Source organism: Candidatus Magnetobacterium casense, assembly GCF_000714715.1.
Classification (GTDB): domain Bacteria; phylum Nitrospirota; class Thermodesulfovibrionia; order Thermodesulfovibrionales; family Magnetobacteriaceae; genus Magnetobacterium; species Magnetobacterium casense.
The window spans coordinates 87,674-102,020 of sequence record NZ_JMFO01000007.1 but is presented as its reverse complement, the minus strand read 5'-3'; the positions used below and the strand labels follow the sequence as shown (position 1 = coordinate 102,020).

At 50.0% G+C, this 14,347-nt stretch carries 11 protein-coding genes and 1 pseudogene; 11 read left to right on the top strand and 1 reads right to left on the bottom strand.

Annotated features, from left to right (window positions below; all coding sequences use genetic code 11):
- Positions 1-34: 34 nt before the first annotated feature.
- From Mcas_RS05930 to Mcas_RS05885, 11 genes and pseudogenes are all read left to right on the top strand, one after another.
- Positions 35-1,447: a mannose-1-phosphate guanylyltransferase/mannose-6-phosphate isomerase gene (locus tag Mcas_RS05930; protein WP_040334586.1), complete on the top strand. Its 1,413-nt coding sequence runs from the start codon at positions 35-37 to the stop codon at positions 1,445-1,447.
- 122 nt (positions 1,448-1,569) lie between these two features.
- A complete protein-coding gene (locus Mcas_RS05925; RefSeq protein ID WP_040334585.1) occupies positions 1,570-2,280 on the top strand; it encodes a pyridoxine 5'-phosphate synthase in 711 nt (236 codons plus the stop codon).
- Entirely contained in the window at positions 2,277-2,642 is a 366-nt protein-coding gene (gene acpS, locus Mcas_RS05920) for a holo-ACP synthase (protein ID WP_052566918.1), read from the top strand. Before Mcas_RS05925 ends, acpS begins: the two co-directional genes overlap by 4 nt.
- 53 nt (positions 2,643-2,695) lie before the next feature.
- A complete protein-coding gene (locus Mcas_RS05915) occupies positions 2,696-4,261 on the top strand; it encodes a bifunctional ADP-dependent NAD(P)H-hydrate dehydratase/NAD(P)H-hydrate epimerase (RefSeq protein ID WP_040334584.1) in 1,566 nt (521 codons plus the stop codon).
- 171 nt (positions 4,262-4,432) lie between these two features.
- Positions 4,433-4,756 (top strand): hypothetical protein, encoded by a 324-nt coding sequence (locus Mcas_RS05910; protein ID WP_040334583.1) that lies wholly within the window; start codon positions 4,433-4,435, stop codon positions 4,754-4,756.
- Entirely contained in the window at positions 4,749-5,843 is a 1,095-nt protein-coding gene (locus tag Mcas_RS05905; protein WP_040334582.1) for a type II toxin-antitoxin system RnlA family toxin, read from the top strand. Before Mcas_RS05910 ends, Mcas_RS05905 begins: the two co-directional genes overlap by 8 nt.
- Positions 5,840-6,250 (top strand): type II toxin-antitoxin system RnlB family antitoxin, encoded by a 411-nt coding sequence (locus Mcas_RS05900; RefSeq protein ID WP_040334581.1) that lies wholly within the window; start codon positions 5,840-5,842, stop codon positions 6,248-6,250. Before Mcas_RS05905 ends, Mcas_RS05900 begins: the two co-directional genes overlap by 4 nt.
- Positions 6,251-6,365: 115 nt before the next feature.
- Positions 6,366-6,872 (top strand): annotated as a pseudogene (cysE, locus tag Mcas_RS18680) (serine O-acetyltransferase); the annotation flags it as partial.
- A 153-nt stretch (positions 6,873-7,025) separates the two neighbouring features.
- Complete coding sequence (cysS, locus tag Mcas_RS05895) at positions 7,026-8,477, top strand: cysteine--tRNA ligase (protein ID WP_040334634.1); 1,452 nt, start codon at positions 7,026-7,028, stop codon at positions 8,475-8,477.
- A gap of 23 nt (positions 8,478-8,500) precedes the next feature.
- Positions 8,501-10,114, top strand: coding sequence for a glycosyltransferase family 39 protein (locus Mcas_RS05890; protein ID WP_040334580.1), 1,614 nt, complete (start codon positions 8,501-8,503; stop codon positions 10,112-10,114).
- Positions 10,111-10,776 (top strand): radical SAM protein, encoded by a 666-nt coding sequence (locus Mcas_RS05885; RefSeq protein ID WP_235203280.1) that lies wholly within the window; start codon positions 10,111-10,113, stop codon positions 10,774-10,776. The genes Mcas_RS05890 and Mcas_RS05885 overlap by 4 nt, the downstream gene beginning before the upstream one ends.
- Before the next feature lie 508 nt (positions 10,777-11,284).
- Here Mcas_RS05885 and Mcas_RS16385 read toward each other — a convergent pair.
- Complete coding sequence (locus tag Mcas_RS16385) at positions 11,285-14,329, bottom strand: InlB B-repeat-containing protein (protein WP_052566917.1); 3,045 nt, start codon at positions 14,327-14,329, stop codon at positions 11,285-11,287.
- Between the last annotated feature and the right edge of the window lie 18 nt (positions 14,330-14,347).

Genomic DNA, 14,347 nt, shown 5'->3' with positions numbered 1-14,347 from the left:
GGGTGGCGATTGTGCGTGTGCATGAGGTGTTGGGTTGAAGACCTTACTGTTAGCGGGTGGTAGTGGGACGCGGCTTTGGCCTCTGAGCAGGAGTGGATTTCCAAAGCAGTTTTTAAAGTTAAGCGGTGATGATTCTCTTCTGCAACAAACCGTACGCAGGCTTATGCTCGTTGTCTCTGCCGATGACATTGTCATACTGACAAACCAGCAATACAAGTTTCACGTAAAATCGGATATAAGCTCCATGGGGCACGACATAGTACAGCGGGTGCATATAGTGCTCGAACCCGCACTTAGAAACACGGCTGCTGCCATAGCCCTTGGGATCAAATATTGTCAGGATGTGCTTGGTTGCGGACCGGATGAAACGGTCTTTGTGTGTCCTTCAGACCACATAATAAGACCCGATGACAGGTTTGCTGATTATCTGAAGCAGGCTACGGAGATAACGGCGGCAGGATACATTGTGACCTTTGGAGTGAAACCAACAAAACCGGAGACAGGCTATGGGTATATACAGAGGGGCAGCAGACTGAAGCACTCCCTCAAGGGGATTGAAGGGTATGAGGTTGAAAGATTCACCGAAAAACCCGATGAACAGACAGCACAGACATACATAGGGGACGGTAAACACTTTTGGAATGCAGGGATATTTGCCTTTAATATAGGGGTTATGCTGGAAGAGTTCAATAAATACGTTCCGGCAATATCGCAGATGCTCGGCAAGGGGTACAGGGAGATGCTGGCATCATTTGCCGATATGCCCAACAAATCTATAGACTATGCGGTTATGGAGCGATCAGAGAGGATTGCCACACTTGCCCTGGACATCTACTGGAACGACGTAGGTTCGTGGGACTCCCTGTTTGAGATCATCGAGCGGGACGCCGACGGTAATGCCAAAAAGGGTGACGTCTTTACCTTTGACACAAAAGATACCATGATACTTGGAGATAACCGGTTGACCGTAACCATAGGGATAGAAAACTGTCTGGTGCTGGAGACCGATGACGTGGTACTGGTTTCCAAGCGTGGACATGCCCAGAAGGTTAAGGAGGTCGTTACCGAGTTAAAAAAGGCAGGACGTCATGAGGTCAACGAACACGTCACCACATACAGACCCTGGGGCAGTTACACCATCTTGGAGAACGGGGAACGCTATAAGATAAAGCGTTTGATGGTCAATCCCAAGGCCTGCATAAGCCTCCAGATGCACCACCACAGGTCAGAGCACTGGGTGGTGGTCAATGGCACCGCCAAGGTTATCGTGGGAGAGAGGGAGATATTCGTACATATAAACGAGTCGGCCTTTGTGCCAAAGTCAACAAGACACAGACTCGAAAATCCCGGCATTATCCCACTGGAGGTAATAGAGGTACAAAACGGCGAGTACCTCGAAGAAAACGATATTATCCGCTTTGAGGACATCTACGACAGGCAGGAGTGAATAGTCGGACAGTGTAGTATCCAATCTCAATAATCATACCATATAAAATATTATATTGACATTCTTCCGACAGGTTATTATATGACACAGTAGAAATATATATATATCGCAGGAGGCTGGACATGATCTTAAGTGTCAACGTAGACCACGTAGCGACATTGCGACAGGCCAGGGGGGGGATGGAGCCGGACCCTCTGATGGCGGCGGCACTTGCCGTTTTAGGGGGAGCCGATGGCATAACCATACACCTCAGAGAGGACAGGCGGCATATACAGGACAGGGACCTGACCCTGCTGCGTCAGACTGTAAATGTGCCTTTTAACCTGGAGATGGCCGCCACAGAAGAGATGATCGCAATAGCACTGGACAAAAGACCCGACATGGTTACATTGGTGCCCGAAAAAAGGCAGGAAATAACAACCGAGGGAGGTCTGGATGTTGCAGTTCAAAAGACGCACATAGCCGAGGCCGTTAAACGCCTCCAGGGTGAGGGCATCCCCGTGAGCCTGTTTATAAACCCCAACAGGACAGACGTTGATATCTCTGCCGAGGTGCAGGCAATGATGATCGAAGTTCACACGGGATTGTACAGTAACGCAATGACGTATGAGGAGGTCGCCCTGGAGCTTGACAAGATCAAGAACTCGGTGGCCAGGGCACTGCACAATGGCCTGATCGTCAACGCCGGACACGGTCTGAACTACCATAACATACTTCCCATTGTTGCCATTAAGTCTTTCAGGGGACTCTACATAGGGCACAGCATTGTCTCCAGGGCAGTGATGGTTGGCATGCAACAGGCCGTTAGCCAAATGAAAGAATTCATTAAATGATCTACGCCGTTGGTGTGGATATAACGCAAAACGATCGGGTCAAAGAGGCCGTTGGCAAGTGGGGGGAACGTTTTGTCAACAGGGTTTTTACCGAGGGGGAGCGCAGATACTGTTTTTCAAAGTCATCGCCGATAGGTTCGCTGGCTGGGCGTTTTGCGGCAAAGGAGGCGTTTATTAAAGCCTGCGGCAAGGCAACCGCCTTCAGGGATATCGAGGTTGTCTCAGACACCGGGGGTAAACCCTCACTCAGACTCCACGGTGACGCAGAGGGGTGTATGAGGGCCTTGGGCATAACCGCAAGCCACCTCAGTATCAGCCATGAAAGACACTACAGCGTGGCAGTCGTCATACTGGAAGTATAATAAAACGGGGTGAGCCACCCCTGACGTATAACTAAGAAGGAGGTATCTTTACAGTGAAAGTCGTAACGGCAGCGGAGATGATAAACATAGACAGGGTGACCATAGAGGACATAGGTATACCAGCGTGTGTGCTTATGGAGCGAGCCGGTGTTACCGTGGCCAGGCATGTCAGGGAGCGGGTTGCTCCCACGGATGTGGTGGTTCTCTGTGGGGGGGGCAACAACGGAGGTGACGGCATTGTCACGGCCAGGGAGTTGTTTAATGACGGCTTTGATGTTCGGGTGTTTCTGCTAACCGACCCCATGACCATGTCTGATGACAACAGACGACAGTATGAGATAGCCAAACGGCTTGGTATCGACATCGCTTACAAACCCGTGCTGAGTGACTCCGACCTTGACTGTTCACTGATAATTGATGCACTCATTGGTACCGGCCTTAAGAGCAACGTCAAGGAGGATATCGCCGCAGTGATCAACCTGCTAAATGGGCGTGAGAGAGACGTCTTTGCCATTGACATTCCAAGCGGCATATCGGCAGACACGGCAGCAGTGATGGGCAGTGCGGTCAGGGCCAGGTGGACTGTGACCTTTGGTTTGCCCAAGCGTGGGCACGTCCAGTACCCCGGCAAGGGCTACACCGGTGAACTGATCGTCGAAAACATAGGCTTTTCCACGTCCCTATTGAACTCCGAGGCGATAAAGTGTGACCTGATAGACAAGGAATTCATGTCGGCACTGGTGCCGCTGAGGCCGGATAATTCATACAAGGGGAGTTTTGGGCATGTCCTGATAGTTGGCGGGAGTCTTGGCAAGACGGGTTCGGTGTTGATGGCCGGTCGGGCGGCGCTGCGTACCGGCTCAGGGCTGGTGACCATCGGGGTGCCGGAGACGCTGATGGACGTGTACCAGACAAAAGTGCTTGAGGAGATGACCCTGCCATGTGCAAGCAACAGCAAGAAGGGATTTTCAAAAGACGCCCTGCCACAGATACTTGATTTTCTGGGCAAGAAGTGTGATTGTCTGGCCATTGGTCCGGGCATGGGCGTGGATGACGATACGGTTGAGATCATAAGGGGTGTAATAGAGAGGTCTCCGGTGCCGGTGATCATAGATGCCGACGGCATAAACAGTCTTGCAATGCTTGACTATACGGAGAGGTTGGGTGTTTTGAACACCTCTCGTTCGCCTGTCATAATAACGCCTCATGCAGGCGAAATGGCTCGTCTTTTGTCGGAGGGGCCTGGGGAACTGACCTCCGTGATTTCCGACATAGAGTCTGACAAGATAAACTGTGCGGCGCGCTTTGCCACTGCCTCCACTGCCTATGTGGTGTACAAGGGCGCTCCAAGCGTGACAGCCGATCCGGAGGGCAAGACATTCGTAAATCCATCGGGAACGGCTGCAATGGCCAAGGCCGGCTCCGGGGATGTCTTGACGGGCATAATCGCCTCCTTTGCCGGTCAGGGGCTGCCTCCGCTGTATGCAACACTTCTGGGGGTCTACGTCCACGGTCTTGCCGGGGAGTTGGCCGCTGAAAGAGCGGGATTACACAGCACGCTTGCAAGTGAGATCATCGACAGCATATCACAGGCATTGAATCTGCTCATGGAGATGTAATAGAAAAAGCACGGCAAGGAGGGGCCTCTTGCCTCTCCTCAGACTACCTGCAAGGGGGTGATGTCTGCGGGGGTGGTGTCTGCAATTTCCATTGATTGCAGGATTGAAAAACTGCTAAAATACTCTCGCTTTTAGAGCAAACCAAATACGGCATAAAGAAGGAGATTTAAGATGGCAGAGCCCAAGTCCCGGCAGGAGATAACAAGTGATAACGAGCCTGTTGCACCGTCCCTCCCGACGGAGTCTGCGGATAGCCCTCAGCCGCCTGGACCAGACTTGCGCAGGACGCTGTATAAGATACTGATCTCTGCCGTGATTGCGGGGACAATTATATTTTTCGCCCTAATGTATCTCAAGTCTGTAGCGTCCACATACGACACACCAAGGCCAATTCCTGGTAAAGCAGAGACAAGTCAACTTATCATTATTGACAACGAGCCGGACATATATTATAATAAACTATTGATTAGAGTGAAAGCGTTGTTATATGGATGATAAGTATAAAAATTTAAATATAACTTTGGAAGAAGTTATAGACTTGATCAATAATTATATCCGATCATTAAATGGAGTATTATCATGCAATGAAAGACCCAACAATTTAACACAACTATCAATAGAAATTCCAGGGCAAAAAACAGCTTTAATTAATGTATATATAACTAAAAAGGGAATAAGCATAAATCCTGATGCAGGTAAAAATAACATTTTATCATCTGACATCGCAAATATAATAGTTGAATCTTCAGAAAAAGTAAAAAATGAATCAAAATCTTTTGAATCCATACACGAAAACTTATGGGGAGAATTTCTGGAGTATTTGAGAGAAGCAAATATTAACCATGAAACCAAGGATGACAATATAAGAACAGTGTTGAAGTTATCGTATGATAATGTAACTTTAGCTGTAACCTGGTACAAAACTACTCATAAGGTACTTATACAAGGTATGTCTACTTTACTATGGAACTCTGTGATTTATTGGTTCACTTCAAAGACCACTGACAACCCAACATCTTTTATTAACAACCTGTTTGTCGGTAATTATAAGATACCACAGCAGACGATTGCTTACCCTGATTACAAATCCTTAGACGATGAGCTTATGGTACAGTTGGGAGATATCTATTATAAAAACCACAAAGGATATGAAGCTATAAAATCATTTGAAAAAGAACTATTAAGAACTTCTTTGTTGTTGATAAAGATAAATATTGAACTACCTACATATTCATATGTAATATATCCTTGTTTTTTAGTTATTGAAGGTATTTTGAAAAGAATTTGTATACGAAATTTTGGATTGAATTCTTTCATTCCCAAAACTGGTGGATTTGCCCAGTTTGAGGATGCCCCGGATATTAAATTGAAAAGCTCTCATGCAATCCAAATATCTCAGGAGTCCACAATTAAATATATTGAAAAGTTATATATTTTCTTCAAAACAAAAAGGAATAGATATTTTCATAATAACGGTGTGTCTATACCATTAGTTACAAATAAAAGTGATGCCATAGAATTATATGAAGAAGTCATTGACCTGATTAGAGAATATGCTGCTCATTTAAACGTGCTCTCATGAAAAAACAAATATACAATAAATGTTGTTCTTCCTTTTTTTACATTGATGTAATAAAAGACAAAATACTGGTAATATCTATAGGTTCTGATAGTCCTTTCGATTTTTTACATGTACTTACAAAGACTATTATAGATAAATCTCAGACTATTAAAATGAATGTAATAGAGGTTTATTTTGATTTGCTCTCTTGTGTTGGAAATAGAATAAATAGATTTGCAAAGACAACCTATGACAAGAAGGGTAAAGCAATTGATTTTCTATCAACAGAGACGATAGAGAGAGAAACTCTGCCTGCTGATATAATATCCACTTTACAGGAATTTTATGGCAAGCACTTAGAAGAGGCCACTAAATATTCAATTCTGACCTCATCGGAAAAGGAAAAACTAATATTAGCTCCAATTTGAAAACACTGATTCGAAATCAAAGATACCATATAACCTCCGTTGTTTGTTATAAATAGCAATATAGGTGTGATAAAAAATAATAAATTTAACTATCCCTTCTCTCTATTTAACTATTATGCGCATATGGGATGAAATAGCCCGGGACTTCAGGGCGATATTCAGGCGTGACCCGGCAGTGCGTGGCAACGTGGATGCCCTGGTGAACTACCCCGGGTTCCATGCCGTGGTATGTCATAGGTTTTTGCACCGTCTATGGCAGCGGGGGGTGCCGGTACTGCCGCGAGTGCTATCAACGCTTGTGAGACTGTTCACCGGTGTGGAGATACATCCTGGGGCGCGCATCGCACCGGGGTTGTTTATAGACCACGGCAGCGGTGTTGTTATCGGGGAGACATCGGAGATTGGCAGTGAGTGCCTGCTGTACCAGGGTGTTACGTTGGGGGGAACCGGCAAGGATAAAGGCAAAAGACATCCCACTCTTGGCAGCTATGTGGTCATCGGGGCGGGAGCAAAGGTCCTTGGCCCTATTGACATAGGCGATTATGTTACAATTGGAGCCAACGCCGTTGTCCTGCACTCCGTGGCCGATCACTGTATTGTCGTTGGAGTACCGGGCCGGGTCGTCAAGCGCAAGGTACTGCGGGTTGGTGAACATGCCGCGGCAGAGGAGTGGCAACGTGATATGCCCGATCCCGTAGAGAAGAGAATCAAGGAGCTTGAAACCTATATTGCCAAGCTCGAAGATAAAATAGAAAGGATACACGGAAAAAAGAAAATGAAAGTCTACAATACACTCACCTCCGAAAAGGAGGAGTTTACACCCCTGCGGGAGGGGGCTGTGGGAATGTACGTCTGTGGCGTCACCGTCTATGACCTCTGTCACGTCGGACACGCACGCAGCGCCATTGTCTTTGACGTCATCAGGCGCTACCTGGTGTACAAGGGCTACAACGTGCGCTTTGTCAAGAACTTCACCGACGTCGATGACAAGATAATCAAGCGTGCCAATGAGGAGGGCATCTCCTGCAACGAACTGGCACATAAGTACATCGCTGCTTACTACGACGACATGGACGCCATTGGGGTTGCCCGCGCAGACGTCGAGCCGCTGGCCACGCAACACATACAGCAGATGACGGAGATAATCCAGGGGCTGATAGACAACGGTCACGCCTATGTCCTGGACGACGACGTTTATTTTGCGGTTGATACCTTTGAGCAGTACGGCAAGCTCTCCAAGCGCGACCTTGGGGGAATGGAGGCCGGTGCGAGGGTGGCCGTTGACAGCAGGAAGCGTAATCCGATAGACTTTGTACTCTGGAAGGGGTCCAAGGCGGGGGAGCCGGCCTGGGAGAGTCCCTGGGGGGCTGGACGCCCAGGGTGGCACATCGAATGCAGTGCCATGTCACGCAAATACCTCGGCGACACCTTTGACATCCACGGCGGAGGGGCAGACCTCATCTTCCCGCATCACGAAAACGAGCTGTCGCAGTCGGAGGCTTACACCAAAAAACCCTTTGTCAAGTACTGGTTGCACAACGGCTTTATCAACCTGGACAAGGAAAAGATGTCCAAGTCCCTTGGCAATTTCTTTACGATCAAGGACATACTGCGGGATTTTGACCCGGAGGCCCTGCGGCTGTTTATACTGGGGACGCACTATCGCAGCCCTATCGATTTTTCGCAGGAACAGTTGAGGGATGCCGAAACCTCGATAGACCGCTACTACAGCACCGTTATCCGTGTTGAGACCTTCCTCAGGGACAAGAGGGGCAAGGAGGCTAAACCGGCACAGGATGAAACTTTCAGGAGCGTTGTGGACGGCTTCAGGGAGCGCTTTGTTGAAGCGATGGATGACGACTTTAACACGGCCCTGGCTGTGGGACACATATTTGAGTTCTTGCGGCAGTTGAACAAGTATCTCGACGTCAGGCCCTGTGGCGAGGAGGCCACGCTGTTGATTACCTCGGCAATGGCGGTGTTATCGGAGGTCTGTGGTGTGTTAAACATATTCAGGCGTACCCCGCAACAGTGGTACCAGTCCCTGATTATCAGGCGCCGCCTCAACATCGACGAGGCTGAGGTCAACGGCATAATAGATACCCGCAATCAGGCACGTTCCCTGAAGGACTGGAAGAAGGCAGACGAAATCCGCAAAGTCCTCGAAGCAAAAGGCATTATCCTCGAAGACAGGGTAGACGCTACCGTATGGAAGGTCAAGGTGTAAGGAGGAAGAAGAGAAGAGGAGGCATGGGATTATTCAGAGAAACAAATGGTGCAGGATACGCCTATCAACGGATACTCACAACAGTCCTTCTGTGTCTGAGTGTACTGAGGGTGTTTTACGTCCTCTATGGGCCGCTTGACCTTAGCGCCGATGAGACGTTGTACTGGGATTGTACCCGCCACCTGGAACTCAGTTATTACTCCAAGGGGCCACTTATTGTCTACCTGATGTATGCCTCAACGTCGCTGCTTGGTAACAATGTCTTTGCCATCAGGATAATGGCTGTGGTCATATATTTCCTCAGCAGCATATGCCTGTATAAACTCGTGATTGCGCTCTACGATAACGAGCCTGTACCCGGTGTGAGTTCCGGCATAAATAAGCCGTACTATGGCGATCCTCGGTTCATCGCCCTTGTCTGCGTGCTGATATTTCAGGTCATACCGCTCTTTGGCACCTATGCGATAGTATTTACGATCGATTCACCATTTGTCTTTTTCTGGATACTTGCCCTGTACCTTCTCTGGAGGGCCATCACAGAGCCACCACAGGGATACGGTACGTGGGTGTTGCTTGGGGTGGCAATCGGGCTGGGGATGCAGGCCAAGTACATCATGGCCATGTTTATACCGTGTGCCTTTGCATTTCTCCTTCTGACCCCGCACAGGGCATTGCTGCGAACTCTAGGGCCATACGTGGCATTTGTCGTAAGCATGGTGTGCTTTTCACCGGTTGCCATATGGAACATGCAGCACAACTGGGTAACACTACGCCACACCGCCGGACACGCACATGTATCGGACGGACTGAGGATTGTCCCGGGAAGTTTTTTCGAGTTTATCGGTTCACAGGCGGGGGTTGTAACACCTGTGATATTTGTGCTGCTCTTTGTTGCACTGTTTAAGCTCAGGAGAGATGGCACAAGGCAACAGGGGGCCTTCTTGTTTTATTTTTCCATACCGGTGTTTGGATTCTTCCTGCTCAAGAGTATCCAGGGCAAGGTCCAGGCCAACTGGGCCATGACGGCATACATCACGGGACTGATTGCCTTTGTCAGATACTTCCTGTATGCTCAGACCAAAGAGACCCTCAAAATAACAGGCGTACACACCAGGAGGGCCGTAGTTATCGGGATAATCGTGGCCATTCTGCTGACGGCGGTAGGTCTCTTTCCCCAGGCCGCGGGACTCCCCCATAAGCTCGACCCCACTGCCAGGCTCAGGGGATGGCAGAGCCTCGGTGCGGCGGTTGCCAGGGTCTACGATGAACTGGCAGAAACCACGGAAGTACTGCTCTTTTCTGACAAGTATCAGATAACGAGCGCCCTGGCCTTCTACGTCCCCGGCAATCCGATTACATACAGCATCAACCTCGGCAGACGCATGAATGAGTACGACATGTGGCCCGGTATCAACAAGGCCGCAGCAACAATAAGGCAACGCACAACAAAACCCATAAGCGGACTCTTTGTCACCGATGGCGACGCCCCCATCAACGATATTGTACTTGATGCCTTTGACAGTTGCAATAAGCAACTCCTCGATATCCGGGAAAACGGGCGTGTCCTGAGGCAGTATTCCATCTTCAAGTGTCTTGGGTTTACAAGGCTGCACGACAAGACGCCGCAGACGTATTGACAAGCGACAGTGGGATGAATGAGACACTGAAGGTCTGCGAGTTTTTTACAAGCATCCAGGGGGAATCGTCCTATGCCGGGCTGCCATGCGTGTTTATACGCCTGACGGGATGTAACCTGCGTTGCAACTACTGCGACACACGCTATGCCTACACGGAAGGGACGGATATGTCTGTAGCCGACCTGCTGGATAAGGTGCAGGGCACCCACATCAGGTTGGTTGAGCTAACCGGCGGTGAACCACTCATCCAGTCTGCGACGCCGGTTCTGATCGACGCCCTTGTTGACATGGGGTTGAGGACGCTGATTGAGACAAACGGCTCCATAAATATAGGCCATTTTAACAGGTCTGCCGTGTTTATTGTTGACCTCAAGGCGCCTTCAAGCGGGATGGTTGACCACAACGACCTGTCAAACCTCAAGGCTCTAAGCCCCACCGACGAGGTAAAGATAGTCCTCGGCAACAGGGACGATTACCGGTGGGCCTCAGAGCTGATAGCACGGTATCGCCTGACTCAGCGATGCCATGTTCTGTTGTCCCCCGTTGCCGGTGTGCTGCAGGCCGAAACACTCGCCGCCTGGATACTCCAGGATGCCCTTGAGGTACGGCTGAACCTACAGCTTCACAAATACATCTACGGCACAGACAGACGGATGGTCTGAAAGACATAAGAAAAAAAGTATCCTCTTTAAAAAGCATGGTAAAATTAACTTTATGGCTTAAAGACATGGATTCCTGCTTACGCAGGAATGACAGTTACAGCCGTTTTCCAAGTGTGTCATTCCTGGCTTGACCAGGAATCCAGGATGCGTAAAAGTATAGTTACCATGAAATATAAAGAAGATACGAAAAAAGGTATACTGAAATGACACAGGTTTTTTCAGGCATGATAATTGAGTGTGAAATAATGGGGTCAAGGGGACTTCTTTCCGCCGGGGCGGGTGCGACCCGCTGCGACAAGATTGCGCCTCGCCCCTCCCCTTGCAGGGGGTTCTGAAGGGGGCGGAGGGGATGGGGCACGATTTTCCCGCAGCGGGGGGTTGGCAAGGGGTTGGCAACCCCTGGCTCAGTGCCCCTGGCTGAAAGCCGCACCCGCCCCTGCCACAAACCGCCCCTTTTTTTTCTCTTACGGTCAAATGCGATTGCTCCGTCAGCCCCCCAGGTTTCAGCCTATTGAATCTGCCACTCCGTACCAAGCACCGCCGGTAAGCCGCCAAGTGACAACTGCGTACCATCCATGAGCCAGATGCATATCTCTCCGGTTGCGGTATTACGCCAGACTATGTCTCTCTTGGCATCGCCATTAAAATCGCCAACGCTTATGATCTGCCACTGAGTGCCGGCCTTGGCCGTCAGATCGCCGCCGGTTATGGTCGTGCCGTTCATAAGCCATGTGTAGACCATGTCGTTTTCGGTGTTGCGCCACAGGAGATCGCTCTTGCCGTCGCCGTTGAAATCGCCCACGTTGACTATCTGCCACTCCAGGCCAAGCGTTGCCGGTGAACCGCCGCTTGCTATCGTTGCACCGTTCATCAGCCAGATGTAGACCATGCCGGTTGATATGTTGCGCCACAGGATGTCGGTCTTGCCATCGCCGTTAAAATCGCTCACGCACGCAATCTGCCACTGAGTCCCAACCGTCCCCGGGGAACCTCCGGCCTTACCGTTCATAAACCATATGTAGGTCATCCCGGTTGAGGTGTTTATCCACAGGACGTCGCTTGTGTCGTCGCCGTCAAAGTCGCCTGAGCTTACCACCTGCCAGTCGGAGTCAACCGCCGATGGCTGCGACAGCGACGATGGTGAGGCGCCGCCTGCTATGTTTGCGCCATTCATGAACCACGTGTAGACCATCCCGTTGGAGGTATTACGCCACATTATGTCGCTCTTGCCGTCGCCGTTGAAGTCGCCGATGCTTTCGATCTGCCATTCATGGCCGAGCGTTGCCGGTGAACCGCTGTTTGCTACCGTAGCCCCGCCCATGAGCCAGACGTAGACCATCCCGGTTGAGGCGTTACGCCAGACGATGTCCGTGTTGTCGTCGCCGTTGAAGTCGCCCATGCTTTCGATCTGCCACTCGTCGCCGAGCGTTGCCGGTGAACCGCCGCTTGCTATGTTGATCCCGTTCATGAGCCACGTGTAGACTATGCCGTTTGACATGTTGCGCCACAGGATGTCGCTCTTGCCGTTACCGTTAAAATCCATCCTGGGGATTCTGCACAGCAGGCAGACGCCCTGTGTAAAGCTGACGGAGACGCTCCTGTTTGACGACATCGCTACGGTACACTGGTTGCCGCTTGTGGAGTCGCATCCCGTCCAGCCCCCGAACTTTGACTCCTGCGTTGGAGTTGCCGTCAGGATCACGGACGTCCCGCTAACGTAGGTTGCCGTGCCGGTGTTGTCGTTCCATGTGAGAGTACCCGTTGAGGCGGTGACCGTGCCGGAGCCGGTCTTCGTGACGGTTAGGGTGTAGGTAGTTTGACCTTGAGAGGAGAAGGTTGCCGTAACGTTCTTAGCGGCACTCATTGTAACGGTACACTGATTACCGCTTGTGGAGTCGCATCCCGTCCAGTTATTAAACGTTGAACCGGTATCGGCTGTTGCCGTGAGGGTAACGGATGTTCCGCTGGCGTAGGTTGTCGTGCCGGTGTTTTCGTTCCAGGTGAGAGTGCCCGTTGAGGCAGTGACAGTGCCAGAACCATTGCCTGCCTTGCTTACGGTAAGGGTGTAGGTTGTTTGACCTTGAGAGGAGAAGGTTGCCGTAACGTTCTTAGCGGCGCTCATTGTAACGGTACACTGATTGCCGCTTGTGGAGTCGCATCCCGTCCAGTTATTAAACGTTGAGCCGGTACTGGCTGTTGCCGTGAGGGTAACGGATGTCCCGCTGGTGTATGTTGCCGTGCCAATGCTTCCAGTCCATGTGAGAGTACCCGTTGAGGCAGTTACAGTGCCAGAACCATTGCCTGCCTTGCTTACGGTAAGGGTGTAGGTTGTTTGACCTTGAGAGGAGAAGGTTGCCGTAACGTTCTTAGCGGCACTCATTGTAACGGTACACTGATTGCCGCTTGTGGAGTCGCATCCTGTCCAGTTATTAAACGTTGAGCCGGTATCGGCTGTTGCCGTCAGGGTAACGGATGTCCCGCTGGCGTAGGTTGTCGTGCCGGTGTTTTCGTTCCAGGTTAGGGTGCCCGTTGAGGCGGTCACCGTGCCGGTGCCGGTCTTCGTGACGGTGAGAGTGTATAAATTTGGTGTCGGCGTTGAAGTTACAGTAAATGCTTGGATGAGATTGTTTAAGACGTCTGATACATAGACGTTACCGGAGCTGTCCACTGCTACGCTAAATGGCATGGCAAACTTACCATTACCCGTACCGCTTCCACCCCACTGAGTCTTAAAAACCCCGCTTGAGTCAAACTTTTGGATAAGGTTGTTTAAGGAATCAGCCACGTAGACATCACCGGAGCTGTCAACTGCTATACCAGTGGGGTTGTTAAATTTTCCGGTGCCTGCGCCACTGCCGCCCCATTGGATACTGAAAGTGCCGTTTGAGTCAAATTTCTGGACGAGGTTGTTTAAGGTGTCTACCACGTAAACATTGCCTATAGTGTCAGTTGCTACGCCATAGGGGGCATTAAACTTGCCGTTACCTGTACCACTTCCACCCCATTGGGTCGTGAATGTGCCATTTGAGTCAAACTTCTGGATTAGGTTGTTTAAGGTGTCTGCCACATAAATATAACCGTTGACGGCCACTGTCATGCCAAATGGGGTGTTAAACATTCCGCTACCTGCTCCGCTTCCGCCCCATTGGCTATTGAAACCGCCATTTGAGTCAAACCTCTGGATGAGGTTGTTGCCGGCGTCAGTTGTATAAACATAACCACCAAGGTCCACAGTTATACCAATCGGGGAGTTAAACATCCCATTGCCTGTGCCGCTTCCGCCCCATTGGCTATTGAAATCGCCGTTTGAGTCAAACTTTTGGATGAGGTTGTTCAAGGAATCTGCCACGTAGACGTTGCCTAATTTGTCCACTGCCACGCCATATGCCAGACCAAACGTTCCGTTGCCTGAACCGTTGCCGCCCCACTGGGTCTTGAATTGATAGTCGTCGGCGTACAGGTTGTTTACAATTAAACAAAAAGCCAGGATGAAAATTCCCATCAGTTTTTTGAAATAAAATTTCTTGTACCATATCAGTAACCTTGTTTCCATCGTTTTACCTCCTGATCT

Excerpts from the sequence above, each read along its gene's own strand:
- Mcas_RS05925 (WP_040334585.1), top strand. The coding sequence starts at position 1,570 with ATGATCTTAAGTGTCAACGTAGACCACGTAGCGACATTGCGACAGGCC.
- acpS (WP_052566918.1), top strand. The coding sequence starts at position 2,277 with ATGATCTACGCCGTTGGTGTGGATATAACGCAAAACGATCGGGTCAAA.
- Mcas_RS05910 (WP_040334583.1), top strand. The coding sequence starts at position 4,433 with ATGGCAGAGCCCAAGTCCCGGCAGGAGATAACAAGTGATAACGAGCCT.
- Mcas_RS05905 (WP_040334582.1), top strand. The coding sequence starts at position 4,749 with ATGGATGATAAGTATAAAAATTTAAATATAACTTTGGAAGAAGTTATA.
- Mcas_RS05900 (WP_040334581.1), top strand. The coding sequence starts at position 5,840 with ATGAAAAAACAAATATACAATAAATGTTGTTCTTCCTTTTTTTACATT.
- cysS (WP_040334634.1), top strand. The coding sequence starts at position 7,026 with ATGAAAGTCTACAATACACTCACCTCCGAAAAGGAGGAGTTTACACCC.
- Mcas_RS05890 (WP_040334580.1), top strand. The coding sequence starts at position 8,501 with ATGGGATTATTCAGAGAAACAAATGGTGCAGGATACGCCTATCAACGG.
- Mcas_RS16385 (WP_052566917.1), bottom strand. The coding sequence starts at position 14,329 with ATGGAAACAAGGTTACTGATATGGTACAAGAAATTTTATTTCAAAAAA.